Raw genomic sequence first — 23493 nt, 5'->3', positions numbered from 1 at the left:
CCGAACCGAGTGAACTTCCAGAGGTGGCCGTCCCCGCCGACGGATTCCTCGGAACCACGCGGTCAGTGCGCGTCCTCCACGACGCAGAGCCAGTCCCGCAACGCCGGATGGTCGAACCCTGTGACGCGGTCGTCCTGCCACCGTTCCGGCGCGGTGAGGGAGACGGCGTCCGTCGCCGCGTCGAGGTCGCTCGTCCCGACGAGGCTGGCAGTGGGGGGCGGCCCGAACTCCGCGAGACGGGCGCTGAGGCGGTCACCGTCGGGTTCGGCGAGTGCGACACCACTCCCGGCGAATCGGTGGCGTCTCGCACCGAGATGATCCGAGCCGGCGGTCTCCGGCCGCGGCACGCCGAGCAGCCGGTCGAGGGGGGCAGGTCAGCGCGCTCGCTCCGTGGTCGAGACGGCTGTCCATGCAAGGACCCGGCTGCGGGAGAAAAGCGTTCGTGGCGGGTCAGTCCAGGCCGAGGAACTCCTCGGCGTTCTCCCAGAGGATCTTGCGCTGGACCTCCTCGGGGAAGTCGAGCTCGCCGAACTGGTGGAGCCACTTCTGCGGGTCGAGCATCGGGTAGTCCGTGCCGAACATCACCTTGTCCTTGAGCAGCGTCTTCGCGTAGTGGAGCACCTGGTCGTCGATGTAGGCGGGCATCCAGCCCGAGAGGTCCATGTAGACGTTGCCCTTCTGCTGGCAGATGGCGAGTTGCTCCTTCTCCCACGGGAACGCCGGGTGGGCGATGAGTATCTGGAGGTCGGGATGCTCGGCGGCCACGTCGTCGAGCAGCATCGGGTCGCCGTACTTGATCTTCAGGCCCCGCCCGCCGGGGGCACAGGCACCGAGCGTGGAGTTCCCCCCGTGGAAGACGCAGGGGACGCCGAGGTCCTCGATGGTGTCGAAGAGCTCCTCGTGTTCGGGGTCCGAGGGGTCGAAGCCCTGCGCTATCTGCTGGAACTTGAAGCCGACGAGGTCGAGGTCCTCGACGCATCGGCGGGCCTCCTCGACGCAGTCGTCCTTCAGGGGGTCGACGCTCCCGAAGCCGACGAAGAAGTCGTCGTGCTCGTCGCGTACCTCCGCGACGTACTCGTTCGGGACCGGCGGGTTGCCGGTGTTCGTCTCGGCGTCCCAGCCGAGCAGCACCGCCTTGTCGATGCCGACAGCGCGGTACTCCTCTTTCATCTCCTCGTAGGAGTTCGGCACCATCTCCTTGCCGAAGCGCTTTGCGGCGTCCTGCATCATCTCGCCGCCGGCGTCGAAGAGGAACTCCTCGGTCGGCTGGTGTGCGTGCGTGTCGATGATTCGGGGGTCGTCGGGGTCCACGACGCTCGGCAGGCTCATACTCACTCCTGCAACGGGCAGGCGAAAAAGCGTTCGTGTTTTCCCCGGCTCAGACCGGTTCGAGCAGCTCCAGCACGTGGCCGTCGGGGTCCTCCACGAACGCGATTCGGATGCCGAGTTCGTCGAGCGTCTCCGGCCTGCGGTGGACGCGCCCGTCGTCGAGTCCGGCGACCGCCGCGTCCACGTCGTCCACCGAGAGGCCGAGGTGGCCGCCGTCCGTCGGCTCGACCGGCTCGTCGGTCTCGACCAGCTGGATGGCGGCATCGTCGCCGATGCCGAGGAACGTGTCCGAGACCGTGTCGCTCCGCTCGAACCGCTCGACGGGCTCGTAGCCGAACAGGTCGCGGTAGAATGCGATGGATTCGTCGAGGTTCGAGACGCGAACCGCCGCGTGATCTATGGTCATACGTGTCCGTTCGCGCCCCGTCACCAATAGCTGTGGTCCCGTCTCAGGGGTGGCCCGGCTTGTCGCCGTAGTGGTCCCGCCGCTTGAACATGAACTTCATGTCGCCCTGCAGGAGGATCTCGTCGTCCTGGTTGCGCGTGTCGGCGTCGATGACCACGAGGCCGGCGTCCTCGCGCGACCCGAACTCCTTCTTCTCGGTGACCTCGAACTCGGCGGAGATGGTGTCGCCGATGGTCAGCGGGTTCGGCACGTCCATGTAGTTCATGCCGAGGAACGCGATGACGGTGCGCTCGACGAAGCCACAGCGCTGGACCATGCCGGTCGTGAGGATGAACGTCATCGGGCCGTGCCCGATGCGTTCGCCGAACGGGCCGTCCTCGCTGTACTCGGCGTTCGTGTGTAGCTCGGTCCAGTCGTCGGCGAACATCGAGTGGAAGACGAAGTCCGACTCGGTGACGGTGCGTCCCACGCTCTCGAAGGTCTTCCCGACCTCCATGTCTTCGAAGTAGTGTGGCTCGTAGCTGTAGGCCATGTCGGTGGCTTCGAAGGGGGCGTAAGTAATGATTGCCCTCCGACTGCGGTCACTGTCGTCGGAGCGCGAAACGAAGGCTTCGACGACCGCTCAGTACTGCGCTTCGTCGTACGTCTCGGTACCGGTGCCGGCAGTCGCGGTGGTCCGGGCCTTGCGGAAGTCGTCCTCCCAGACCGCGTGGGCGATGAAGCCGCCGAGCGCGCAGAGGCCGACGGTGTAGATGGCGGCCATCACGAGCAGGACGACGCCCAAGAACATGAGCACGATGAAGCCCGTCGCGTCACCGGTCAGGATGCCGAGGAAGCCGAACCCGAACAGGGCCAGCAGCGAGGGGACGAAGAATATCGCTCCGGCAGCGGCCCCGACCTTCACGTTCTCCATCTGCGTCTCCCCCTTCTGTAGGTAGGCTGCGACCACGCCGCCGAGGACGGTAGAGAACGGGATGAACCCGAGCACGAACGCCGCGACGGCGCCGATGAGCGCGTTGATCCAGAAGCCGTTCTCGTGACTGCTGTCGTCGAAGTTGAGTGCCATAAGTGGTAAATCACCAGATGGACATATAAACTTACGCTCTAGATGGGGCGTGAATACCTGAGGGACCCAATATCGGAGGGTATGAAAATAGCCGCAGATAATGTGTCAAAATTCTACTTATTTATACGGTCAGCCTTCGAGGAACCGCTAGCGGACCTCCTCGTCGTCGAGGTCCGTGGAGAGTCCAGCAGATGGCTCGTCCAGCAACAGGAGCGCCTGAATCTTGCAGCCGGATGACTGATGCTATCAGCAAGGATATAAGAGAGTCCCCGTCTGAACCGCCGCTTTCCCCGACCTATATGCGCTCCGGCGTCCGACTGCCGCTATGCGAGATGCGTACGTCGTCGGGGCCGGGCAGTCGGACTTCGGCTCGTTCCCCGACGAGAGCTACCGGTCGCTGTTCGAAACGGCCTTCGACGCGGCCGTCGACAGCGTCGCGGGGGGCATCGACACGGACGACTTCGACGAGGCCGTCGTGGGAACGCTCGGCGTCGGCGGCCGTCAGCTCGGGCTCTCCGGGCCGGCGGTCACCGAGCACGTCGGACTCCACGGCGTGCCGACGACGCGAGTGGAGAACGCCTGTGCGGCGTCGGGTTACGCGGTCCGACAGGCCGTCCAGGCCGTCAAGTCGGGCATGGCCGACGTGGTGCTCGCGGGCGGCGTCGAGGTGATGACCGACGCCTCCGGCGACGCGACGAAGTACTGGCTCGGCGTCAGCGGCGAGACGGAGTGGGAGCGCCTCTCCGGGACGACGTTCGCCGGCGTCTACGCCCAGATGGCCAGCGCACACATGGCCGAGCACGGCACCACGCACGAACAGCTCTCCCACGTCGCCGTGAAGAACCACGCCCACGGCGCGGACAACCCGCACGCCCATCTCGGGTTCACCTGCTCGCTGGAGGACGCGATGGACGCGCCGGTCGTCGCGGACCCGCTGAATCTCTATCACTGCTGTCCGACGACCGACGGCGCGGCGACGGCCATCGTCGTCAGTGAGGACGTCGTCGACCAGTACGCCGACGAGGCGCTTCGCGTTGCCGGCGTGGGCGCGGCGTCGGACCGCGTGGGGCTGTTCCAGCGCGACTCCTACGTGAACGTCCCAGCGTCCGCCGACGCGGCCGCCACCGCCTACGAGATGGCCGGCTTCGGGCCGGAGGACCTGGACTTCGCAGAGGTCCACGACTGCTTCGCCATCGCGGAGCTGATGGCCTACGAGGACCTCGGGCTCTGCGAGCCGGGCGAGTCCGGCGCGTTCGTCGCCGACGGGCGGAGCGACTACGGCGGCGAGGTCGTCGTCAACACCTCCGGCGGACTCAAGTCCAAGGGTCACCCCATCGGCGCGACCGGCGCGGGCCAGGTCGTCGAGGCGTTCAAGCAGCTCACCGGACAGGCGGGCGAGCGACAGGTCGAGGGCGCAACGCGGGGGCTGACGCACAACGTCGGCGGGAGCGGCGGCGCGGCGGTCGTTCACGCGTTCGAGCGCGAGGAGGTCGGCGCATGACCGGGAACTCCATTCGCGCGGTCGGCGCGTACGCGCCGCGCTTCCGCATCACCGCCGAGGCGTTCGAGGAGGCGTGGGGCCAGTTCCACGCATCCGGCATCGAGGAGAAGGCGGTCCCGGGAGCCGACGAGGACGCGCTCACGATGGCCGTCGCGGCCGCGAAGCACGCCCTCGAAGCCGACGGCAGCGACGGCGACAAGGTTTCGCACCTCGCCTTCGCCTCCACCACCCCACCGCTCGCCGAGGCGGACCTGACGAGCCGGCTCGGGGCGGCGCTTGGCGTGCCGGAGACGGCGACGCGACGGTTCCACGGTGGGAGCACGCGCGCCGGCACCTCGGCGCTCGTCGACGCCGTCGCGGCCGACCTCGACGAGGGGGTCGCCCTCGTGGTCGCCGCGGACTGTCCGAAGGGACACCTCGACGACGCGGTCGACCACGCCGCCGGGGCCGGTGCGGTCGCGTTCGTCCTCGACGACGGTGGTCGCGACGGGGGTGCAACGGTCACCGAGAGCGCCGAGTACGCGACGCCGTACCCCGGCACCCGGTTCCGGCAGGCGGGGGCCGAACGCACCGAGGGTCTCGACGTGACGACCTACGACCGGGCGGCGTTCCGCGAGGTCGTCACGGGCGCGGTCGACGCGCTCGACGCCGACCCGGAGCCGGACGCGGTCGCCATCCAGGCCGTCGACGGCAAGCGCCCGTACCGCGTCGCCGGCGCGCTCGGCGTCGACAACGCCGCCATCTACGAGGTCGCGACGGTGCAGGACCTCGGCGACACCGGGGCGGCGAGCGCGCCGCTCTCGCTCGCCCGAGCGCTCGCGGCGGGCGTGGAGACGACGCTCGTCGTCGGCGTCGGCTCGGGTGCCGGCGCGGACGCGCTCGTGGTCGAGCACGACGACGCGGGGGCCGTCTCGGCGGACCTCGACCTCGACGGCGGTGCGAACCTCTCCTACGCCGAGTACCTCCGCCAGCGGGGCGAGGTCACCTCCGGCCCACCGGACGGCGGCGGCGCGTACGTCTCCGTCCCGTCCTGGAAGCGCTCGATTCCGCAGCGCTACCGGCTCGAGGCCGCCCGCTGTGTGTCCTGTGGCGCGCTGAACTTCCCGCCCGCGGGTGCCTGCGAGTCCTGCAACGAGCGCGACGGCACGGAGCCGGTCGTGCTCCCGGGCACCGGCACTGTCGAGGCGGTGACGACGATTTCGCAGGGCGGCGCGCCGCCCGAGTTCGCGGAACAGCAGTCCAAGTCCGGCGACTTCGCCGTCGCTGTCGTCGCCTTCGACGGTCCGGACGGCGGCAGCGTGAGTGTCCCGGTGCAGGTGACCGACGCCGATCCCGGCTCCGTGGGCGTCGGTGACGCCGTCGTGGCCGAGTTCCGCCGCATCTACACGCAGGAAGGCGTCACGCGCTACGGCTGCAAGGTCACGCCCGCGGAGTGACCCCCTACTCGCCGGACGGGACGAACGCGATGCAGGCGACCGCCGTCGTGAGGTGCATCACCGCCAGCGCGCCGACACCGGCGGCCGTCGCGGTGTCGTCGGCCAGCATGATGCCGATGTCGGGAATGAACGAGAGGACCAGCACCCCCAGGGCGACCCGCGTGAACGTTCTCGTCGGCGTCTCCGACCGCGACTCCAGCACCCGGAAGACGCCCACCCCCCCGACCACGCCGGCGGTCGTCAGGACTGCGACCGGTGGGTACGCGAGTGCCATCAGGTCCGGGGCGAGTTCTGCCGTGATGGCCACGTTCAGGACGGCGAGGTTCCCGAGGAGGGCTGTCACGAGGGCGACCCCCGCACGTGCGGGCAGGCCGTAGCCAGCGACGGGCTGGCGCAGGCGTTCGAGCGTCGTCGGCCGTTGGCTCATACCGCTGGAGAGGATGGCCACGAACTTCAAGCTAGGACTGAAGTGGCACACCCCGCCGGAACGGACAACGCTTACTTGCCGGGCAATCACGGTCCCACGTATGAAGGTCTGTGTACTCGGCGCGGGGACCATGGGGAACGGAATCGCACAGGTCACGGCGATGGCCGGCCACGACGTGACGATGCGCGACATCGAACGGGAGTTCGTCGAGGACGGCCTGGCGACCATCGAGTCGAACCTCCAGGGCGGCGTCGACCGTGACAAGGTCACTCCGGAAGAGATGGAGGCCACGCTGGCGCGCATCGACACCGCGGTCGAGCTCGAACCGGCCGTCGCGGGTGCCGACCTCGTCGTCGAGGCGGTGCCCGAGCAGATGGACCTGAAGAAGGACACGTTCGCGGACGTGGAGGCGGCCATCGACGAGGACACTGTCATCGCGACGAACACCTCCTCGCTGTCCATCACGGAGATCGCGAGCGCGCTGGAACACGACGAGCGCGCGGTCGGCCTGCACTTCTTCAACCCGGTCCACCTCATGCAGCTGGTCGAGGTCGTCGTCCCCGAACAGTCGAGCGAGGAGACCGTCGCGTTCGCCGAGGAGTTCGTCGAGGGCATCGACCGGACGGCGGTGACGGTCCGCGATTCGGCGGGGTTCGCCTCGTCGCGGCTGGGCGTCACGCTCGGCGTCGAGGCCATCCGGATGCTCGAAGAGGGTGTCGCCTCGCCGCAGGACATCGACGCCGCGATGGAGCTCGGCTACAACCACCCGATGGGCCCCATCGAGCTGGGCGACGTGGTCGGGCTGGACGTCCGGCTGGACATCCTCGAGTACCTGCGCGAGGAGCTGGGCGAACGGTTCAAGCCCCCGCAGCTGCTCAAGCAGAAGGTCCGGGCGGGCAAGCTCGGCAAGAAGACCGGCGAGGGGTTCTACGTCTGGGAGGACGGTGAAATAGTCGGCACGTCGGGCGACTGGGGTGACGGTGAATGAGCGGCGACGAGGTGGCGAGCGACGACAGCGGGACCGTCGACGCCGAAGCGACGGCCGAGGACTGCGAACTGGTTCGTGTCGCCGTGGGTGACGAAGCCGAGGGTGTGGCGACGGTCACCCTCGCCCGGCCGGACGCGCGGAACGCGCTGAACGCCCAGCTCCGCCGTGAACTGAAGACGGTGCTCGACGGGGTCGAGGCCGACGACGACGTGCGCGTCGTGGTGCTCACCGGTTCGGACGAGTCCAGCGCGTTCGTCGCCGGCGCGGACGTGACGGAACTGCGCGAGCGCGACGCGCTCGAACAGCGCGAGGCGTCGAAGCGCCCACGCGTCTACGAGTACGTCGACGACCTGGAGAAGCCGGTCGTCGCTCGCATCAACGGTCACTGTCTCGGTGGCGGCTCCGAACTCGCACTCGGCTGTGACGTGCGCATCGCGCAGTACGGGGCCAAGTTCGGCCAGCCCGAGATCAACCTCGGTATCATGCCCGGCGGGGGCGCCACACAGCGGCTCCCCCGTCTCGTCGGCGAGGGCCAGGCGATGCGGCTCGTGCTCTCCGGCGAACTCATCGACGCCGAGGAGGCCGACGACATCGGCCTCGTCGACGAGGTGTACGAGCCGGACGACCTCGACGACCGCGTGTACGACCTCGCGGGGAAGATGGCGTCCAAGTCGCCGGTGGCGCTCGAACACGCCAAGAAGGCGGTGAAGGCGGCGTCGCGGATGGAGCTCGAGGCGGGCATCGAGTACGAGGCGGAGCTGTTCGCGCTGCTGTTCGCGGGTGAGGACAAGAACGAGGGTATCGACGCGTTCTTCGAGGACCGCGAGCCGGAGTGGTCGGGGTAGTCACCGCAGCCGGACCGGTTTCAGTTCAACGGATTGATGAGTACCGGTACAACAGGGTTGTGGCCGCTGTTTCCGTTGGAGGTGGTATCGACACAGACGCCCGGAATTCGTCTCCCGGCAACTCTGGACGTTTTATTTTTGCTACGAAGCGTTGAAATTGTGCTGTTTTCCTTGCTACCATCTCCAATTGTGGCATTTATATTACATTCTTTATTTATATTCGCCCCGCGTCCCGGCTACTGATGAGACGAGCCCCTTGGGAAGGGGGAGCGTCGAAACATGGGAAACGAACGGATGAATCGGGCGAACGAAAGAGCGGAGCGGCAGAGCGTGGACAGTCGTCGGTGCTGGCCGTGGCACTCCTCATCGGATTCGTGGTCCTGGGTATGCTATCGGTCGCACTCGTCGGCAGTGTCACGCTCGACCGGGCACAGGACAACGCGCAGAACCAGCGCATCGAACTGGCCTTCGTCGAGTTCAGCCAGTCGGTCACGTCGGTCGCCTTCGGCCAGGGGACGACGGAGCAGGTCGCGTTCGACATCAGGGCGAACGACGCGGCCGTCCGTCACGACGAGACCGGGAGCATCCGGGTCTACACGGACGACACGCTGATCGCGAACCGCACCTTCGGGTCCGTCGAGTACACCCGGGAGGGCAGCACCCTCGCCTACCAAGCCGGTGGCGTGTGGCGCGGGACCCGTGCGGACGCCAACATGGTGTCGCCACCGCCATTCGACTACGACGACGGGTCGTTGAACGCCTGGATTCCGGTTGTGACCGGCGAGCGGACGCTCACCAGGAGTGCCATCGACCTTCGGCGGAACGGCTCCGCCGTGGCACTGGACCGCCAGTCGGTCGTCCAGGGCCAGCTCGTCACCGTCGAGATCCAGAGCAAGTACTACGGCGGCTGGGCCGACTACCTCCGTCAGCAGACCAGTGATGCCAGCATCACGGTCGACCACGCCAACGAAACCGTCGTCATGCGGCTCGGTGAGCCGGCCATCGACAGCACGTTCTCGGAAGGTGTCTTCGCGACCAGCGGTGACATCCAGTTCGACGGCGGCAACTCGGAGATCCACGGGAGCGTCTCCGCGGGCGGGAGCGTCTCCGACCACAGCAGGGTCACCCGCGGCGTGACCGAAGGCACGACGAACGACCTCCGCATCATCGACGACGTCATCGAGAAGAAGGTCCGTGACGCGGAGAACGACTCGACGATGCCGATCATGCATCCCGAGTACGGCGGTGCGTTCCTCGGCAGTGGGGCGACGTACTACGACGACGACGGCTTCGTCCTCGAGAACGGTGAGGACCTCACTGTGGACCTGAGCGGCGGAAACGTCACCATGCTCGTCGATGGGAACGTGTCGCTCCAGGGCGGCGATATCGACGTCGTCAACGGGGGCGGCGACCGGGCGTTCCGCATCTACTCGACCCGGAACTTCGGGATGGGGAACAGCCGGGCCGGCGTCGTCGGCGAGTCCCAGTACCTCCAGGTGTACGGCACCTCGGAGATGCAGATCGCCATCACCGGCGGGAGCAAGGCCGACCTGTTCGGGACCATCTACGCACCCCGTAAGGAGGCTGTCCTCGGGGACAGCGAGCCCAACGCGGCCGCGGAACCGTTCGGGACCGGGAACAAGTGCGACGGCTGGGACACCTGCGTCGTTGCGGGGAACAGCGAAGTGTCGGGTGCCATCATCGCCGGGCCGACCATCGTCGGGCAGAGCACCGAGATCGAGTACGATCGGAACCTCGTGGACATCCAGCCGTCGCTCCAACTCGACCACGGACTCTACCCCCCGCCGATCACGTACCTGCACCTCTCCGTGTACGATATCACGGTCTCACAGGCGGGGTCGAACAGCTCCATCGCAGTACCGCCTGCCGTTGCGTCCTCGGTAGCCGCGGCAGCACGGCCGAGAGCCGACTGACCGTTCGGCCGACCCGTCTCCAGAACGTCGCCGCACCGGCTGTCGGGCTACTCGCTCGAGATCGGGTGTTCGAGGTTCTCGATCATCGCGTGGACGTTCCCCTGTTCGTCGAGCTCCCGCGGGAAGATGCCCAGCGAGACGACGTGGTCGCCCGCGTTCTCCACCGAGCCACTGACGATGAAGTTGGTGTCGACCTGCTGGCCCTGCATGGTCGCCGAGCCCCCGAACGTCGACACCAGCGCGCTCCCGCCAAGCGCGCCGAGCGTCGTCTGGTCGATGCGGTCGCCGACGCTCATGCCCTCGTACTGCTGCTGGAAGCGACTGACGATGTCACGGGGGCTGGCCTCGGCGAGCGGGTTGAACGACTCCCCGAGAATCTCGACCTGTGGCGTCGAGACCACGGCGAAGACCCCCGCACGCTGGCCGCTCAGCGGGCCCACGTCTATGGTCTTGTAGTACTCCGTCACCCAGTTGGCGACCGTCACGGTCTGCTCCTGGTCCGCGACGGAGAACGTCCGCTCGGCGCGGAGCTCTCGTGGCTCCTGCTTGACGTAGTTCCCCTCGCCGGCAACCGACTCGGCCGTCGCCGCCTGCTGTGCCTCGAACGTCGTCGCGTCGGAGAGGAAGCCCAGACAGCCTGCTGTCGCAGCCAGCGAAGCACTCGCTGTCGCCGCGAGGAACTGTCGTCGATTGGCGTTCATGGGCGTCATCAGTCGGTACGGGGGCTTAAAACGAGTGGCAACGCACCGAGGGGTGTCAGAGCCGGAACGTCGCGCCGTCGTCCGTATCCTCCACGGTGACGCCGATGGCCTCCAGCTCGTCGCGGAGCTCGTCGGCGCGGTCGTAGTTGCCAGCCTCCCGCTCGGCTTCGCGGACCGAGAGGACCAGTTCGACGAGTTCGCCCGCCACCTCGGCGCTCCCGTCGGTCTCCTCGCGGAACTGGAACCCGAGGACGTCGCCACCGAACTCCGCGAACGTCTCGACCGCCATCCGGAGCCCGCGGTAGTCGTACGTCTCGCGGTCGTCGACGTGCCGGTTCACGGCGCCGACGAGTTCGAGCAACGCGGTCGTCGCCTCGCGGGTGTTGAAGTCGTCGTTCATCCCCTCGGTGAACTCCCGGCGGGCGCGGTCGACGGTGTTGCGGAGGTCGCGGTCGTCCTCGGTCGTCCGGGCGTCGACCGAGTCGCAGGCCTCGACGGCGGTCCGGTAGCCGCGTTCGAGTCGGTCCCAGCGTTCGCGGGCCTCCGCGAGCGTCTCGTCGCTGTAGACGGCCTCGTTGTGGTACGCCGTCGAGAGCAGGAACATCCGGACGACGTTCGGGCCCTCCGCTTCGAGCGCCTCACCGACGGTCGTGAAGTTGCCCAGACTGGAGGACATCTTCTCGGCCTTCGTCTGCAGCAGGCGGACGTGGAGCCAGTACTTCGCGAACTGCTGGCCGGTCGCCGCCTCGGACTGGGCGATCTCGTTCTCGTGGTGCGGGAAGACCAGGTCCTGCCCGCCGACGTGGATGTCGATGGTCGAGTCGAGGTGCGTCATCGCCATCGCCGAGCACTCGATGTGCCAGCCGGGTCGTCCCTCGCCCCACGGCGACACCCAGGTCTGGCCGGACGGCGTCTCGCCATCGTCGCCGGGGTGGTCGGCCTTCCGGTGCTCGTGGACGGCGTCGGGGGAGACGCCGTCGGCCTTCCAGAGCGCGAAGTCGGCCGGGTGGCGCTTCTCGCTCAGCTCGTCCGGGTCGCCCTGTTCCTCGATCTCCTCGACGCGCTGGTTCGAGAGCTTCCCGTAGTCCTCGAACGCGGTCACGTCGAAGTACACCGAACCGTCGGCCTCGTAGGCGTAGCCCTTCTCGACCAGCGTCTCCACGAGGTCGACGATTTTCGGGACGTGCTCGGAGACGCGGGGGTAGACCTCGGCCCGCTTCAGGTTCAGGCCGCGCATGTCGGCCAGTACGTCGGCGATGTAGTGTTCGGCGACCTCGGCCTCGCTCTCGCCGAGGTCGGGGTCGCCCGCCCGGGCGACGATCTTCTCGTTCACGTCGGTGAAGTTCTCGACGTGACGAACGTCGTAGCCGAGCTGTGCCAGCCAGCGGTGCATCACGTCGACGTGGGCCCAGCCACGTGCGTGCCCGAGGTGCGCCGGGTCCGAGACCGTCAGCCCGCAGTAGTAGAGGAGGACGTCGTCGGGGTCGTTCGGCTCGAACGGCTCCTTCTCGCCCGTCAACGTGTTCGTCACGTGCAGGGTCATTACCCCGTGGTTCCCGGCGGGAGCGGTTAAATCGATTGGTGGCACGGTGTGGTTCGTCATCACGTGTCGGGAGTGCGGCAAGCACGTCTAACAACGCAAATATAAAACACCTACGAGGGCTATATCTGGGCATGACAGAGACGCCGCACGTGGAGATATACACGAAGGAGAACTGCCCGTACTGCGAGAAGGCGAAGGACCTCTTCGACGAGAAGGGCGTCGACTACGTGGAGTACAACGTGACCGGCGACGAGGCGCTGTTCGACGAGATGGTCGAGCGTGCGGAGGGGCGCAAGACCGCGCCCGAGGTGTTCATCGACGACCAGCTCGTCGGCGGCTGGGACGACACGTGCGAACTGGAGGAGCAGGGCGAACTCGACGAGCTGCTCGGGCTTGCGGAGGAGGGAACCGACGGTGACGAGCCGGTCTCTGACGTCTGTGACGACGCCGAGGAGACCGTCGAACACCGCACGCTGCTCATCGCCGGCACCGGCATCGCCGGCCTCTCGGCGGCCATCTACGCGGCGCGCTCGAACAACGAGCCGCTCCTCGTCGAGGGCGACGAACCGGGTGGCCAGCTCACGCTGACGACGGACGTGGAGAACTACCCCGGCTTCCCCGAGGGGATCTCCGGTCCCGACCTCATCAACAACATGAAAGAGCAGGCCAAGAAGTTCGGTGCCGACACCCGGAACGGCATCATCGCGGACATCGACGGCTCCTCGCGGCCGTTCCGCGTCGAGCTCACCGACGGCGACGTCTACACCGCCGACGCGGTCATCGCGGCCTCCGGCGCGTCCGCTCGCACGCTGGGCGTCCCCGGCGAGGACGAGCTGATGGGCTACGGGCTCTCGACGTGTGCGACCTGCGACGGCGCGTTCTTCCGTGGCGAGGACATGCTCGTCGTCGGCGGCGGCGACGCCGCGATGGAGGAGGCGAACTTCCTCACCAAGTTCGCCGACACCGTCTACATCGCCCACCGGCGCGACGAGTTCCGCGCCGAGGACGTCTGGATCGACCGTGTGATGGACAAGGCCGAGCAGGGCGACATCGAGGTCCTCTGGAACACCGAGCTCACCGAGATCCACGGTTCGCAGGCGGACGGAGTGGACCACGTGACGCTCGTCGAGAACCCCGAGGGGCACCCGACGGACAAGCTCAACGACCCGGACACGACGGAGTACGCGAAGGACGTCGGTGCGGTGTTCTACGCTATCGGCCACACGCCGAACACGGACTACCTCGAGGGTACCGGCGTCGAGATGGACGAAGAGGGCTATCTCAAGACCGCCGGCGGCTTCGGCGGCGGCCAGACCGAGACCGGCGTCGAGGGTATCTTCGGTGCGGGCGACGTCGTCGACTACCACTACCAGCAGGCTGTCACCGCTGCCGGCATGGGCTGTAAGGCTGCGCTGGACGCGGACGATTACCTCGAGGACCACGCGACCGTGGTGGACGCGACGGCAGAGACAGCCGCCAAAGCCGACGACTGAACCCTGAATGGTCCCCTAGCGGTTTTATTATGCTCCGTCGAATCCATCAATCAGAATGGACGCCTGCGGGGCCGGGGCCCGGTCGTCGACCAGAGTCGGGGTCGCCGTGTTCGACGAGGGCGGACGGCACGTCTTCGCGAACGGCGAGTACGCGGCTCTCTACGGCTACGACGAACCGGCCGAGCTACTCGACGAGCACTGGGACGCGTGTCTCCCGTCGAGTCACGACGACTGCGTCACCGACGGGCTGACAGCGGTCGAACGCAGCGGGCGCTGGTTCGGGACCGTCCGCGAGTTCGACGCCGACGGCGGTGAGGAGCGGGAGTACGAGCTGACCTTCGTTCGCTCCACGTCGGGCGAGACGGTCGTCATCGTCCGCGAGGGCGACAGATTGTGCTCGCACGAGGACCGCCTTGCGGCGTTGAACGAGGCTACCCAGGACCTGTTCGCTACCGAACGGACGAACGTCATCGCGAAGACCGCCATCGATGTCGCACAGAGCGTCTTCGACCAGCCGTTCGTCACGCTCTGGCTCGAAACGGACGACAGCGACCACCTCGACCCCGTCGCCGGCAGCGACGCGTCACGCGTGCTCTCTGGGTACGAGGACCTCGAATTCACGCCGGTACCGCCGGACACCCTCGAGATGGAGACCTTCGAGTCCGGCGAACGGACGGTCGTAGAGGACTACTCGTCACATCCGAATCGTGCGTTCCCGGACCTGCCGCTCTCGTCGGCGCTCCTCGTTCCCGTCGGCGAGTACGGACTTCTCGGCACGTCGGTCCCGCACGCCGGAGGGCTCAGCGAGGAGACCGTGGAGCTTCTCACGCTGCTCGCCCGGAACGTCGGCGTCGCGCTGGACCGCGCGAGCAAGCACCGGGAGCTGGAGCGACGGAACGAGCGGCTCGACCAGTTCACGGGCGTCGTCAGCCACGACCTCCGGGGCCCGCTGTCGATAATCTCCGGCAACGTCGAACTCGCCCGCGAGACGGGTGACACGGCGTACCTCGACGAGGTCGACCAGGCCGTCGAACGGATGGACCGGCTCATCAGCGAGGTTCTGACGCTGGCCCGTGAGGGCGAGGCGGTCGGCGACCCGGAGCCCGTGTCGCTCGTCGAGACGGCCACGCGGGCCTGGCGGTCGCTACCGACGGCGGACGCCACGCTGGTCGTCGACGACGACGCCGTCGTCATCGCTGACCCGGAGCGGCTCCAGACGGTGTTCGAGAACCTGTTCCGCAACAGCATCGACCACGGCCACGAGGACGTCACGGTGGCCGTCGAGCCGACCACGGACGGGTTCGCAGTGTCGGACGACGGGCCCGGAATCCCCGAGGACGAACGTGAGTCAGTGTTCGACCGGGGGTTCACGACCAGCGACGACGGCACCGGCTTCGGGCTGGCCATCGTCGAGACGGTCGCCGAGGGCCACGGGTGGACGGTGTCGGTGGCGGAGAGCGAGGCGGGTGGCGTACGGTTCGTCTTCGACGGTGCGGACGTGCGCCACGGGCCCCGTCGGACCGTCTCCGAGCATTGAATCCACAGAGGTTTATGCGTGCCAACGAATCCGGAACTATGTCAGACGACGTCGAGACAATCACGTTCGCCATCGAATCCGAAGACGACGAGGACGAGGTCGAGCTGCCCGCAGACCTCATCGACATGCTCGCCGAGCAGGGCCAGTCGCCCGCCGAGGTAGTCGCGGACATCACACTGCTCTCGTTCGCCTCCCGAGCGCACCACTTCGCACACCACGGCGAGGGTGACGTTCCGGAGATCGACGACGTCGAGTCGGAGACGATGGCGCTGTTCGAGGAGCGCTTCGGCGTCACGTTCGGCGAGGCGACCGGCCACCAGCACTGAGCCGGCCTCACCCGCTCGAGACCGACAGGTTCCACACGTTTTCGGGGCCGACGCTACCGCCACCAGCCACGGCACCATCGACCGCCCTCTCGTCGAACCGCGCACGCACTCGCCGACGGCGGCGCGGCGGTCAGGACTCGTCGGACCGCCCTTCGACGGACCACCGCAGCAGGACGCCGTCGTCGACTTCCTCGACGCCCTCGAGGGACAGCTCGGGGAAGTTCGCCACGAAGCCGTCGCCGTCGGCGAGCGTCGGCGCGTCGCGGCCCCCGACGACCATCGCGCCGACGTAGACGGTGAGTTCGTCGACCAGTCCGGCCTCGAACAGGGAGGCGATGAGCTCGCCGCCTCCCTCGACCAGCAGCCGGTCGACGCCGCGGTCCCCGAGTGCGTCCAGTCCGGCGGCGGGGTCCACCCGTTCCCGTCCAGCGACGACGACCTCCGCACCGGCCGCCCCGAGGGCCTCGCGTCGGTCCTCGGGCGTGGCCTCGGCGACGAGCACGTAGGTCGTGGCCGCGTCGTCGAGGACGACGGCCTCGGCCGGGGTTCGTCCCCGTGAGTCGAAGACCACCCGTGCCGGGTGCGGCGTCCGCCCGTCCGTCTCGCGGTCGGCGATGCGGGCGTCGTCCTTGACCGTCAGCGATGGGTCGTCGGCTAGCACGGTGCCGACGCCGACCGCGACGGCGTCGCTGTCGGCTCTGATGGCGTCGACGCGCTCGAAGTCCTCGGGGCCGCTGATGCGGAGCTGACTGCGGTCGCGGGATGCGAGCTTGCCGTCCGCGCTCGTCGCGGCGTTTACGTGGACGTACACGCCCGGAGCCACGGCGGGCGGCGGCAAACTGGTTTCGGTCCCCTGGTTCAAGTGCGATGCCGGGACCAGAGCGGTCATGCTCGCAGTCGCCGGCGGCAAGGGTGGCGTAGGGAAGACGACGACGACGCTCGGGCTGGCGGGGGCGCTCGCCCGCGACGGCCGCCCGGTCCGGGCGGTGGACACCGACCGCGAGATGCCGGACCTCCACGCGCTCGCCGGCTGTGACCGTGACCCGTCGCTCGCTGCGGTGCTCGACGGCGACGGGGTCCCCGAACAGCCCGTCGCGACGATCCCCGGCGTGCGGGTCGTCGCGGCTCCCCGTGTGGACGACGGGGCCAGTGTCTCGTCGGCGCTCGCTCGCCTGCGGGACCGACCCACTGTCGTCGACACGCCCGCCGGTGCAGGGCCGGACGCGGTCGCCCCGCTCCGCGTGGTCGACCACGTGCTCCTCGTGGCGGACGGCACGTCCCAGGCGCTCCGTGACGCGGCCAAGACCGCCGCCATCGCCCGACAACTCGGCGTGACCGTCGCTGGGGTCGTCCTCGTCGGCACCTGCAAGCGCCCCGACGGCGTCGAACGCCTCCTGAGAACGTCTGTACTCGGTACGGTCCCGGCCGCGACCGACCCCCTCTCGGATCCGGCTGTCTGGCGGGCCTACGACGGTGTCGCCGAACGTCTCCGGAGGCAAACAGTTATTTAGGCAGGGCCGGTTAACGGTTGACGTACATGGCTGGCCGGTTAGAGACTGGAATCGACGTTCTGGACCGGAAGTTGAACGGTGGGCTCCCCCCGGGGTCCATCGTCGCGTTCACCGCGTCTCCGGCGAGCCAGTCCGAACTCCTGCTCTACGAACTGACCGCCGCACGCGGGACGCTCTACCTCACGACCGAGCGGTCCGACCAGGCCGTCCGCGACGCTATCGAGAACACCAACGCGCCGGTCGGTTCGCCGACGGTGCGTGACATCTCGGGCTCCGAGCCGCTCGACCAGGCCAACCGGCTCATCCGCGCGCTCCCGGAGGGTGCGAACCTCGTCATCGACACCGCCGACGTGTTAGAGCGCGGTGACCGGAACCGCTACCGGAGCTTCATGAACGAACTCCAGACACACATGGTCAACACCGGCTCCATCGCGTTCATGCACTGCCTCGACGGCCACCACATCCCGACGAACCGGGACACGACGAAGCACATGGCCGACGTGGTGTTCGCACTGGAGACCCAGGTCCGCGGCGCGGAGCTGGAGAACCGCCTCTCCGTACCGAAGTTCCGCGGCGGGACTGCACTCGTCGAGACGGTCAAACTGGAGCTCGCGGACGAGGTCGCCATCGACACCAGCCGCGACATCGCGTAGGGCGCTCTTTTCGGACCTTCGAACTGTTCACCGGGACGAACACGAATCAGAAAGAATTACACTCCGGATTCGAATGTAGGGGTAACGGCGTTCATCGAACACTGCGACGCTGTCTACTCTACCATGACTGAAACATACGACGCGGTCATCGCCGGTGCCGGGCCCGCTGGTGGCCAGGCCGCCCGGGACCTCGCCGCACGGGGGTACGACGTTGTCGTGCTCGAGACGGAGGGAGAGGAGGAGTTCCCGAGCCGGAGCAACAAGTCGACCGCGGGAACGTTCCCGTCGACGATGTCCGACTTCAACATCCCGGACGAGGTCGTGATGAACTTCACCGACGAGGTGGTGCTGGAGTCGCCGAACCACTACTACGCGCGACATCAGCCGGGGGCGGTCCTCGAGTTCGCCGACTACAAGCGCTGGCTCGTCGAGGACTCCCGAGACGACGGGGCGGAGTACATCTTCGACGCCCGCGTCTCGAAGCCCATCGTCGAGGGCGGCGAGCCGGTGGGGGTCCGCTACAACGGCGACGAGGAACTGTACGGGGAGGTCATCATCGACGCCACGGGTCCGAGCGCGCCGCTCGCGAAGGCGCTGGATGTGGTGGACCTCAAACGCGGGCGTCAGGCCATCGGCGTCGAGTTCGAGATGGAGGGCGTCGACGTGAACGCGGGCGGCTACGCCGACCTCACCGACGCGATGATGCTCAGACTCGACCACGACCTCGCGCCCGGTGGCTACTCGTGGATCTTCCACACCGGCGGCGACACCGCGAAGGTCGGCGTCTGCTACATCCAGAGCGACGCACACCGTGAGAACGCCAAGGAGGGCTTCAGCATCGACGACTACCTCTCGTACTGGCAGGACAAGGACCCACGCCTCCAGAACGCGACCCGCATCGAGGGCGAACAACACCGCGGCTCCGCACACATCCAGCTGCCCGGTTCGATGAGCACGGACAGCTTCATGGCCATCGGCGACACCGTCCCGACGGTCGACCCGCTCTGGGGTGAGGGCATCGACAAGTGTATGCGCTCCGGGCGGGCCGCTGCGGCGGTCGCTGACCGCGTGCTGACCCACAGCGACCGCGACACCGGCGCCTCCGAGATGGCGATCTACGACCAGCTCTGGCACGACCGGGTCGCCCCGAAAGTCAAGACCCGGCTGTTCATGACCGAGCTGCTGTACCGCGCTTCGAACGAGCGCTACGACCACCTGATGGACGACCTCTCGCGGATGTCCCCGGAGGACCTCACCGAGGTGAATCAAGGGAACAAGCTCGAACTCGCGAAGATGCTCCAGCTCGGCGACGCGAAGCTGGTGATCGACACCCTCCGCGACTGGTACGACCGGTAGGAGCACCGCATTACGCCCTCGAACCCGCGCTTCCCTTCTCCACGGTTCCCGTCTCGTACTTCGCGAGCCCGCTGCTCAGGTCGAGGCGGCGGTCCACGTGCTCGGTGTCTTCGTAGTGCGTCGCGACGAACTCGACGACGCGCTCCCGGCGCTCCTCGTTGATTGTCCGATGGAGAGACGGCACCGCAAAAGTCGTCCGTCCTCGGTTTCTCGGTCGGGTGCGAGTTACTCGTCGAGGTCGGCTTCGATGTCGTCGGCGTCGATGTCGGCCTCCTCGAGTGCTTCCTCGATGTCGGCCGCCTCGGCGCCGCCACCGCCGCCCATGCCGCCCATCATGCCGCCCATGCCACCCATCATGCCGCCCATGCCGCCGGAGATGGTCTCCTGAACGATGACACGGTCGATGTCGAGATGCTGCATGAGCTGTTGTGCGACCTGCTGCTTGCCGAACATCCACTGCTGGTTCATCTGCAGCTGCGGGTCGGCCTCGATGTACAGCGTCTCCTTCTCGACGGTCTGGGTCTCGAATTCGGGCTCGGCGTCCTCGTCGTCGTCGTCGGACTCGACCTGGACCTCCTCTTCGACCTCGTCGGTCTCGAACCACATGTCGAGCTCGACGTCGAACATCATCTCCATCAGGCCCTGTGCCTTCTCGACGCGGTCGTCGACGAGGCCGGCGATCTCGTAGTCGTACTCGATGTCGTCACCCGCGAGTGGGTGGTTGAAGTCGACGCGGGCGCGGCCGCCGATGACGGCGTTGACGAAGCCCTGGTCGCCGTCGACCTGGACCTGCGAACCGGGGCGTCGGGAGTCCTCGGGGAGCTTCTCGACGCTGACCGTGCGGACCTCCTCGTCGTCGTACTCGCCGAAGGCGTCGACCGCGGGGATGACGACGCTGCCGGCGTCGCCGACTTCCTTGCCGCGGAGCTCCTCCTCGACCTGATCGAACATGTGGCCCTCGCCGAGGACGATGACGCGCGGTTCGAACTCGCGGTCCTCCTCCTCCTCGATGCCCTCCTCCTCGGCGACCTCGGGGTCTGTCGTGTCGACGAGGCGCTCGCTCTCGACGGTGCGGGCGGTGTAGTCGAGCTTGACGAAGTCGCCGTCCTGCAGTCCGGTCACTTCCTCCTCGGTCTCCTCGTTGTCGGCCGTCTCGGCCTCTTGGTCATCGGTCATACAATGAACGTCTCCCACGCGGCATTTAAGAACCACGTTTTGGACCCGCCAGTCGCTGGTGTGGAGTCGGGAGGGCTTTTGTCCCTCGTGAGCGAGGTGCGGGACATGTACGAAGTCGAACTGAAGGTCCGCGCCGGTCACGACGCAGTGCGGCGGCGGCTCGACGAGCAAGACGCCGAACCGGTCGACGCCGTCGGCCAGACCGACGTCTACTACGACGCACCGCACCGGGACTTCGCGGCGACGGACGAGGCGCTACGCATCAGACAGGAGGTGTCGCTGGACGAAGCCGAGGGCCGCGAGGCCGGCTTCGACTGGTCTCTGGACGAAGGCACGACGATGGTGACGTACAAGGGGCCGCTCGTGGACGACAGCTCGAAGACCCGCGAGGAGTTCGAGACTGCCGTCGCCGACCGGGGCGCGATGGAAGGTATCCTCGACGGGCTGGGGTTCGAGCCGGCGGCGACGGTCCGGAAGCGTCGCCGTCGGTTCGCGCTCTCGGGCTACACCGTCACGCTCGACGAGGTCGACGGACTCGGCGAGTTCGTCGAGGTCGAGACAGAGGTCGAGGCGGACGACATCGAGGCGGCCCGAGAGGGCGCGTTCGGGGTGCTCGATGCCCTCGGCCTCGACGCCGCCGACGGCATCCGGACCTCGTACCTCGGGCTGTTGCTCGACGCCTGACAAGAAGATAACTGCAACGCATTTCTCCGGCGGTGATTCGTTTCGCAAGTTATAGAACCGGGCCAGTTCAACTCGGACCAATGACAGAGCGCAATATTCGCGTGGAACCCATCGACCGGTCCGCGGTCGAGGACCAAGAGGTCGAGATCGTGGAGCGAAAGGGGCTCGGACACCCCGACTCCATCTGCGACGGTATCGCCGAGAGCGTCTCACAGGCGCTCGCGCGCACCTACCTCGACCGCGTCGGCAAGGTCCTCCACTACAACACCGACGAAACCCAGCTCGTCGCCGGTTCTGCGGCCCCTGCCTTCGGCGGCGGCGAGGTCATCGAGCCGATCTATCTCCTCATCGTCGGTCGGGCAACGAAGCACTACGTCGACGAGGACGGCACCGAGTACAACATCCCGACGGAGACGGTCGCCCTGCGTGCCGCACGGGACTACCTCGGCGAGCACTTCCCCGAACTGGAGTTCGGCACCGACATCGTCGTCGACGTGAAGCTCGGCGAGGGGTCGGGCGACCTGCAGGAGGTCTTCTCCGAGGAGGGTGCGACGATCCCCATGGCCAACGACACGTCCTTCGGCGTCGGCCACGCCCCGCTGACCGAGACCGAGCGCATCGTCCACGAGGCCGAACGGCGGCTCAACGGCCCCTACGCCGCGGACAACCCTGCCGTCGGCCAGGACATCAAGATCATGGGCAAGCGCGAAGGTGACCGCGTCGAGATCACGGTCGCCGCCGCCATCGTCGACAGCTACGTCGAGGGGATGGACGACTACATCGACGAGGTCGAGGGCGTCCGCGAGTTCGTCACCGACGTCGCCACCGAGATAACGGACCGGACGGTCGACGTCCACGTCAACACGGCCGACGACTACGACGAGGGCGCGATCTACCTCACCACGACCGGCACGTCCGCCGAGCAGGGTGACGACGGCTCGGTCGGCCGCGGCAACCGCGCGAACGGCCTCATCACGCCCAACCGGTCGATGTCGATGGAGGCGACCTCCGGCAAGAACCCCGTGAACCACATCGGGAAGATATACAACCTGCTCTCGACGGAGATCGCCGAGTCCGTCGTGCGCGAGGTCGACGGCATCCGCGACCTGCGAATCCGCCTGCTCTCCCAGATCGGCCGTCCCATCGACCAGCCCCACGTCGCCGACGCACACGTCGTCACCGAAGACGGCGTCGCGGTGGCCGACATCGAGGACGAGGTGAACGACATCGTCGACCGCGAACTGGCCGACGTGACCGAGATCACCCGTCGCGTCATCGACGGCGAGCTGACGACCTTCTGAACCCGGGCGCCGTTCGGGCCAGCCGTCGCGCTCCGACGGCGGTTTATACGTCGACTGGCTATCGCCGACCATGCATCCCCCCGGTGCCGACGCCGTCCTCGTCAGACACGGCGACCTGAACGTCAAGAGCACCCGGGTCAAGCGACGCATGGAGCACCGGCTGCTGGACCACGTCGAGTCGCTGCTCGCGGCCGACGGCATCGCGGCCGAGGTAGACCGGCACTGGTCCCGGCCCATCGTTCGGGGCGTGGGTGGCGAGGCCGACCGGGCCGCCGAGACTACCGCCCGTGCCTTCGGTGTCGTCTCGACCAGCCCCGCAGTGACGGTGCCGTCGGACCGCGGCGCCGTCGAGGATGCCCTCGCGGCGGCTGGCCGTGCCGTCTACACCGACGGAACGTTCGCGGTCAGCGTCAACCGGGCGGACAAGACGTTGCCTTACACCAGCGAGGACCTGGAGCGCTCGGGCGGGCAGGCGATCTGGGAGGCCGTCGAGGACGAGTTCGACCCCGTGGTCGACCTCGACGACCCCGACGTCGTCTTCGAGGCCGACCTCCGCGAGGACGAGGCGTTCGTCTTCTGCGACCGGTACGACGGCCCCGGTGGCCTGCCTCACGGCACGCAGGAGCCTCTCGTCGCGCTCGTCAGCGGCGGCATCGACTCGCCCGTCGCGGCGTACGAGGCGATGCGCCGAGGGAGTCCCGTCGTGCCGGTCTACGTCGAACTCGGCGAGTACGGCGGGGCGGACCACGAGGCTCGCGCCGTCGAGACCGTCCGGACGCTCTCCGCGAGGGTCCCGGACGAGTCGTTCGACCTCTGGCGGGTTCCGGCGGGTGACGTCGTCGCCGACCTCGTGGACACGATGGAGACCGGCCGGATGCTCGCGTTCCGCCGGTTCCTGCTGATGGTGGGCGAGGCCGTCGCCGAGGAGACGGGTGCGGTCGGCGTCCTCACGGGCGAGGCGCTCGGCCAGAAGTCGAGTCAGACCGCCCAGAACATGGCCGTCACCTCGCAGGCCATCGACCTGCCCGTCCACCGGCCGCTGTTCTCGTGGGACAAACACGACATCGTCTCGCAGGCCCGCGCCATCGACACGTTCGTCGACTCGACCGTGCCGGCGGGCTGTAACCGTGTCGTCCCCGATCAGCCCGAGACACACGGGTCGGCGGAGACCATCGCGCGAGCGGAGCCCGACGACCTGCGCGAACGCGCCCGGACGGCCGTCGAGCGGGCCGGGCGACTGTCGTTCTGACACCGGACCGAGCGAAATCCACATACCTACT

General features: G+C 67.8%; 26 protein-coding genes. 15 read left to right on the top strand and 11 right to left on the bottom strand.

The features are described from left to right. Positions 1-62 precede the first annotated feature (62 nt). The 5 genes from NO978_RS16580 to NO978_RS16560 form a co-directional block, all read right to left on the bottom strand. Entirely contained in the window at positions 63-347 is a 285-nt protein-coding gene (locus NO978_RS16580) for a hypothetical protein (protein WP_257300672.1), read from the bottom strand. Between the two features lie 103 nt (positions 348-450). Beyond that, positions 451-1329 carry an amidohydrolase family protein gene (locus NO978_RS16575; protein ID WP_257300671.1) on the bottom strand — a complete coding sequence of 293 codons (879 nt, stop codon included), beginning with the start codon at positions 1327-1329 and terminating at the stop codon, positions 451-453. Positions 1330-1378: 49 nt separating this feature from the next. Continuing rightward, on the bottom strand, positions 1379-1735 hold the full coding sequence (locus tag NO978_RS16570) for a VOC family protein (RefSeq protein WP_257300670.1): 357 nt from the start codon (positions 1733-1735) through the stop codon (positions 1379-1381). A 43-nt stretch (positions 1736-1778) separates the two neighbouring features. Beyond that, positions 1779-2267, bottom strand: coding sequence for a MaoC/PaaZ C-terminal domain-containing protein (locus tag NO978_RS16565; protein ID WP_257300669.1), 489 nt, complete (start codon positions 2265-2267; stop codon positions 1779-1781). A 90-nt stretch (positions 2268-2357) separates the two neighbouring features. After that, positions 2358-2801, bottom strand: coding sequence for a DUF5518 domain-containing protein (locus tag NO978_RS16560; protein ID WP_257300668.1), 444 nt, complete (start codon positions 2799-2801; stop codon positions 2358-2360). A gap of 42 nt (positions 2802-2843) precedes the next feature. Here NO978_RS16560 and NO978_RS16555 point away from each other — a divergent pair, with 42 nt between their 5' ends. The 3 genes from NO978_RS16555 to NO978_RS16545 all read left to right on the top strand — a co-directional run bounded on the left by NO978_RS16555 (position 2844) and on the right by NO978_RS16545 (position 5738). Beyond that, entirely contained in the window at positions 2844-3038 is a 195-nt protein-coding gene (locus NO978_RS16555) for a hypothetical protein (RefSeq protein WP_257300667.1), read from the top strand. Between the two features lie 88 nt (positions 3039-3126). Further along, on the top strand, positions 3127-4302 hold the full coding sequence (locus tag NO978_RS16550) for a beta-ketoacyl synthase N-terminal-like domain-containing protein (protein ID WP_257300666.1): 1176 nt from the start codon (positions 3127-3129) through the stop codon (positions 4300-4302). Next, positions 4299-5738 (top strand): zinc ribbon domain-containing protein, encoded by a 1440-nt coding sequence (locus NO978_RS16545; RefSeq protein WP_257300665.1) that lies wholly within the window; start codon positions 4299-4301, stop codon positions 5736-5738. The genes NO978_RS16550 and NO978_RS16545 overlap by 4 nt, the downstream gene beginning before the upstream one ends. A 4-nt stretch (positions 5739-5742) precedes the next feature. On the opposite strand, the gene NO978_RS16540 is transcribed toward NO978_RS16545, so the two are convergent. Then, positions 5743-6165: a DUF6069 family protein gene (locus NO978_RS16540; RefSeq protein ID WP_257300664.1), complete on the bottom strand. Its 423-nt coding sequence runs from the start codon at positions 6163-6165 to the stop codon at positions 5743-5745. Positions 6166-6265: 100 nt separating this feature from the next. Here NO978_RS16540 and NO978_RS16535 point away from each other — a divergent pair, with 100 nt between their 5' ends. The 3 genes from NO978_RS16535 to NO978_RS16525 all read left to right on the top strand — a co-directional run bounded on the left by NO978_RS16535 (position 6266) and on the right by NO978_RS16525 (position 9932). Further along, positions 6266-7153, top strand: coding sequence for a 3-hydroxyacyl-CoA dehydrogenase family protein (locus NO978_RS16535; RefSeq protein ID WP_257300663.1), 888 nt, complete (start codon positions 6266-6268; stop codon positions 7151-7153). Then, positions 7150-7998 carry an enoyl-CoA hydratase/isomerase family protein gene (locus tag NO978_RS16530; protein ID WP_257300662.1) on the top strand — a complete coding sequence of 283 codons (849 nt, stop codon included), beginning with the start codon at positions 7150-7152 and terminating at the stop codon, positions 7996-7998. The genes NO978_RS16535 and NO978_RS16530 overlap by 4 nt, the downstream gene beginning before the upstream one ends. A 386-nt stretch (positions 7999-8384) precedes the next feature. Next, complete coding sequence (locus NO978_RS16525; protein WP_257300661.1) at positions 8385-9932, top strand: hypothetical protein; 1548 nt, start codon at positions 8385-8387, stop codon at positions 9930-9932. 47 nt (positions 9933-9979) lie between these two features. Here NO978_RS16525 and NO978_RS16520 read toward each other — a convergent pair whose 3' ends face one another. Both NO978_RS16520 and cysS read right to left on the bottom strand, forming a co-directional pair. After that, the gene (locus NO978_RS16520) at positions 9980-10633 is read right to left on the bottom strand and encodes a DUF6517 family protein (RefSeq protein WP_257300660.1); all 654 of its coding nucleotides are present in this window, start codon (positions 10631-10633) and stop codon (positions 9980-9982) included. A gap of 55 nt (positions 10634-10688) precedes the next feature. After that, positions 10689-12176 (bottom strand): cysteine--tRNA ligase, encoded by a 1488-nt coding sequence (cysS, locus tag NO978_RS16515; RefSeq protein ID WP_257300659.1) that lies wholly within the window; start codon positions 12174-12176, stop codon positions 10689-10691. Between the two features lie 131 nt (positions 12177-12307). On the opposite strand from cysS, the gene grxC reads away from it, so the two are divergent. Genes grxC through NO978_RS16500 form a run of 3 tightly spaced genes read left to right on the top strand, consistent with a single transcriptional unit; the run spans position 12308 to position 15532 of the window. Further along, positions 12308-13669, top strand: coding sequence for a glutaredoxin 3 (grxC, locus tag NO978_RS16510; protein ID WP_257300658.1), 1362 nt, complete (start codon positions 12308-12310; stop codon positions 13667-13669). Between the two features lie 55 nt (positions 13670-13724). After that, positions 13725-15206, top strand: a complete 1482-nt coding sequence (locus NO978_RS16505; RefSeq protein ID WP_257300657.1) for an ATP-binding protein — start codon at positions 13725-13727, stop codon at positions 15204-15206. A 38-nt stretch (positions 15207-15244) separates the two neighbouring features. Then, the gene (locus tag NO978_RS16500) at positions 15245-15532 is read left to right on the top strand and encodes a hypothetical protein (protein WP_257300656.1); all 288 of its coding nucleotides are present in this window, start codon (positions 15245-15247) and stop codon (positions 15530-15532) included. A 130-nt stretch (positions 15533-15662) separates the two neighbouring features. Here NO978_RS16500 and NO978_RS16495 read toward each other — a convergent pair whose 3' ends face one another. Beyond that, complete coding sequence (locus NO978_RS16495; RefSeq protein WP_257300655.1) at positions 15663-16343, bottom strand: 2,5-diamino-6-(ribosylamino)-4(3H)-pyrimidinone 5'-phosphate reductase; 681 nt, start codon at positions 16341-16343, stop codon at positions 15663-15665. 76 nt (positions 16344-16419) lie between these two features. On the opposite strand from NO978_RS16495, the gene NO978_RS16490 reads away from it, so the two are divergent. The 3 genes from NO978_RS16490 to NO978_RS16480 all read left to right on the top strand — a co-directional run bounded on the left by NO978_RS16490 (position 16420) and on the right by NO978_RS16480 (position 19052). Continuing rightward, complete coding sequence (locus NO978_RS16490; protein ID WP_257300654.1) at positions 16420-17043, top strand: P-loop NTPase; 624 nt, start codon at positions 16420-16422, stop codon at positions 17041-17043. Between the two features lie 26 nt (positions 17044-17069). Next, on the top strand, positions 17070-17696 hold the full coding sequence (locus NO978_RS16485) for a transcriptional regulator (protein ID WP_257300653.1): 627 nt from the start codon (positions 17070-17072) through the stop codon (positions 17694-17696). Between the two features lie 123 nt (positions 17697-17819). Further along, complete coding sequence (locus NO978_RS16480; protein WP_257300652.1) at positions 17820-19052, top strand: digeranylgeranylglycerophospholipid reductase; 1233 nt, start codon at positions 17820-17822, stop codon at positions 19050-19052. A 10-nt stretch (positions 19053-19062) separates the two neighbouring features. Here NO978_RS16480 and NO978_RS16475 read toward each other — a convergent pair whose 3' ends face one another. Together NO978_RS16475 and NO978_RS16470 are read right to left on the bottom strand one after the other, a co-directional pair. Beyond that, complete coding sequence (locus NO978_RS16475) at positions 19063-19236, bottom strand: hypothetical protein (protein WP_257300651.1); 174 nt, start codon at positions 19234-19236, stop codon at positions 19063-19065. Between the two features lie 41 nt (positions 19237-19277). Then, entirely contained in the window at positions 19278-20228 is a 951-nt protein-coding gene (locus NO978_RS16470) for a peptidylprolyl isomerase (RefSeq protein WP_257300650.1), read from the bottom strand. A 105-nt stretch (positions 20229-20333) separates the two neighbouring features. On the opposite strand from NO978_RS16470, the gene cyaB reads away from it, so the two are divergent. From cyaB to NO978_RS16455, 3 genes are all read left to right on the top strand, one after another. Then, a complete protein-coding gene (cyaB, locus tag NO978_RS16465) occupies positions 20334-20912 on the top strand; it encodes a class IV adenylate cyclase (protein WP_257300649.1) in 579 nt (192 codons plus the stop codon). An 80-nt stretch (positions 20913-20992) separates the two neighbouring features. Next, positions 20993-22213, top strand: a complete 1221-nt coding sequence (locus NO978_RS16460; protein ID WP_257300648.1) for a methionine adenosyltransferase — start codon at positions 20993-20995, stop codon at positions 22211-22213. Between the two features lie 70 nt (positions 22214-22283). Further along, the gene (locus tag NO978_RS16455; protein ID WP_257300647.1) at positions 22284-23462 is read left to right on the top strand and encodes a tRNA sulfurtransferase; all 1179 of its coding nucleotides are present in this window, start codon (positions 22284-22286) and stop codon (positions 23460-23462) included. Positions 23463-23493: the final 31 nt, after the last annotated feature.

It is taken from the genome of Haloarchaeobius sp. FL176 (genome assembly GCF_024609245.1).
Taxonomy (GTDB): Archaea; Halobacteriota; Halobacteria; order Halobacteriales; family Natrialbaceae; genus Haloarchaeobius.
Note: the sequence above shows the minus strand (reverse complement) of the source record. Positions and strands in the feature narration are given on the sequence as shown.

Coding starts and splice junctions, on each gene's coding strand:
- NO978_RS16575 (WP_257300671.1), bottom strand. CDS start 1,329: ATGAGCCTGCCGAGCGTCGTGGACCCCGACGACCCCCGAATCATCGAC.
- NO978_RS16570 (WP_257300670.1), bottom strand. CDS start 1,735: ATGACCATAGATCACGCGGCGGTTCGCGTCTCGAACCTCGACGAATCC.
- NO978_RS16565 (WP_257300669.1), bottom strand. CDS start 2,267: ATGGCCTACAGCTACGAGCCACACTACTTCGAAGACATGGAGGTCGGG.
- NO978_RS16560 (WP_257300668.1), bottom strand. CDS start 2,801: ATGGCACTCAACTTCGACGACAGCAGTCACGAGAACGGCTTCTGGATC.
- NO978_RS16555 (WP_257300667.1), top strand. CDS start 2,844: ATGGGGCGTGAATACCTGAGGGACCCAATATCGGAGGGTATGAAAATA.
- NO978_RS16550 (WP_257300666.1), top strand. CDS start 3,127: ATGCGAGATGCGTACGTCGTCGGGGCCGGGCAGTCGGACTTCGGCTCG.
- NO978_RS16545 (WP_257300665.1), top strand. CDS start 4,299: ATGACCGGGAACTCCATTCGCGCGGTCGGCGCGTACGCGCCGCGCTTC.
- NO978_RS16540 (WP_257300664.1), bottom strand. CDS start 6,165: ATGAGCCAACGGCCGACGACGCTCGAACGCCTGCGCCAGCCCGTCGCT.
- NO978_RS16535 (WP_257300663.1), top strand. CDS start 6,266: ATGAAGGTCTGTGTACTCGGCGCGGGGACCATGGGGAACGGAATCGCA.
- NO978_RS16530 (WP_257300662.1), top strand. CDS start 7,150: ATGAGCGGCGACGAGGTGGCGAGCGACGACAGCGGGACCGTCGACGCC.
- NO978_RS16525 (WP_257300661.1), top strand. CDS start 8,385: ATGCTATCGGTCGCACTCGTCGGCAGTGTCACGCTCGACCGGGCACAG.
- NO978_RS16520 (WP_257300660.1), bottom strand. CDS start 10,633: ATGAACGCCAATCGACGACAGTTCCTCGCGGCGACAGCGAGTGCTTCG.
- cysS (WP_257300659.1), bottom strand. CDS start 12,176: ATGACCCTGCACGTGACGAACACGTTGACGGGCGAGAAGGAGCCGTTC.
- grxC (WP_257300658.1), top strand. CDS start 12,308: ATGACAGAGACGCCGCACGTGGAGATATACACGAAGGAGAACTGCCCG.
- NO978_RS16505 (WP_257300657.1), top strand. CDS start 13,725: ATGGACGCCTGCGGGGCCGGGGCCCGGTCGTCGACCAGAGTCGGGGTC.
- NO978_RS16500 (WP_257300656.1), top strand. CDS start 15,245: ATGTCAGACGACGTCGAGACAATCACGTTCGCCATCGAATCCGAAGAC.
- NO978_RS16490 (WP_257300654.1), top strand. CDS start 16,420: ATGCTCGCAGTCGCCGGCGGCAAGGGTGGCGTAGGGAAGACGACGACG.
- NO978_RS16485 (WP_257300653.1), top strand. CDS start 17,070: ATGGCTGGCCGGTTAGAGACTGGAATCGACGTTCTGGACCGGAAGTTG.
- NO978_RS16480 (WP_257300652.1), top strand. CDS start 17,820: ATGACTGAAACATACGACGCGGTCATCGCCGGTGCCGGGCCCGCTGGT.
- NO978_RS16470 (WP_257300650.1), bottom strand. CDS start 20,228: ATGACCGATGACCAAGAGGCCGAGACGGCCGACAACGAGGAGACCGAG.
- cyaB (WP_257300649.1), top strand. CDS start 20,334: ATGTACGAAGTCGAACTGAAGGTCCGCGCCGGTCACGACGCAGTGCGG.
- NO978_RS16460 (WP_257300648.1), top strand. CDS start 20,993: ATGACAGAGCGCAATATTCGCGTGGAACCCATCGACCGGTCCGCGGTC.
- NO978_RS16455 (WP_257300647.1), top strand. CDS start 22,284: ATGCATCCCCCCGGTGCCGACGCCGTCCTCGTCAGACACGGCGACCTG.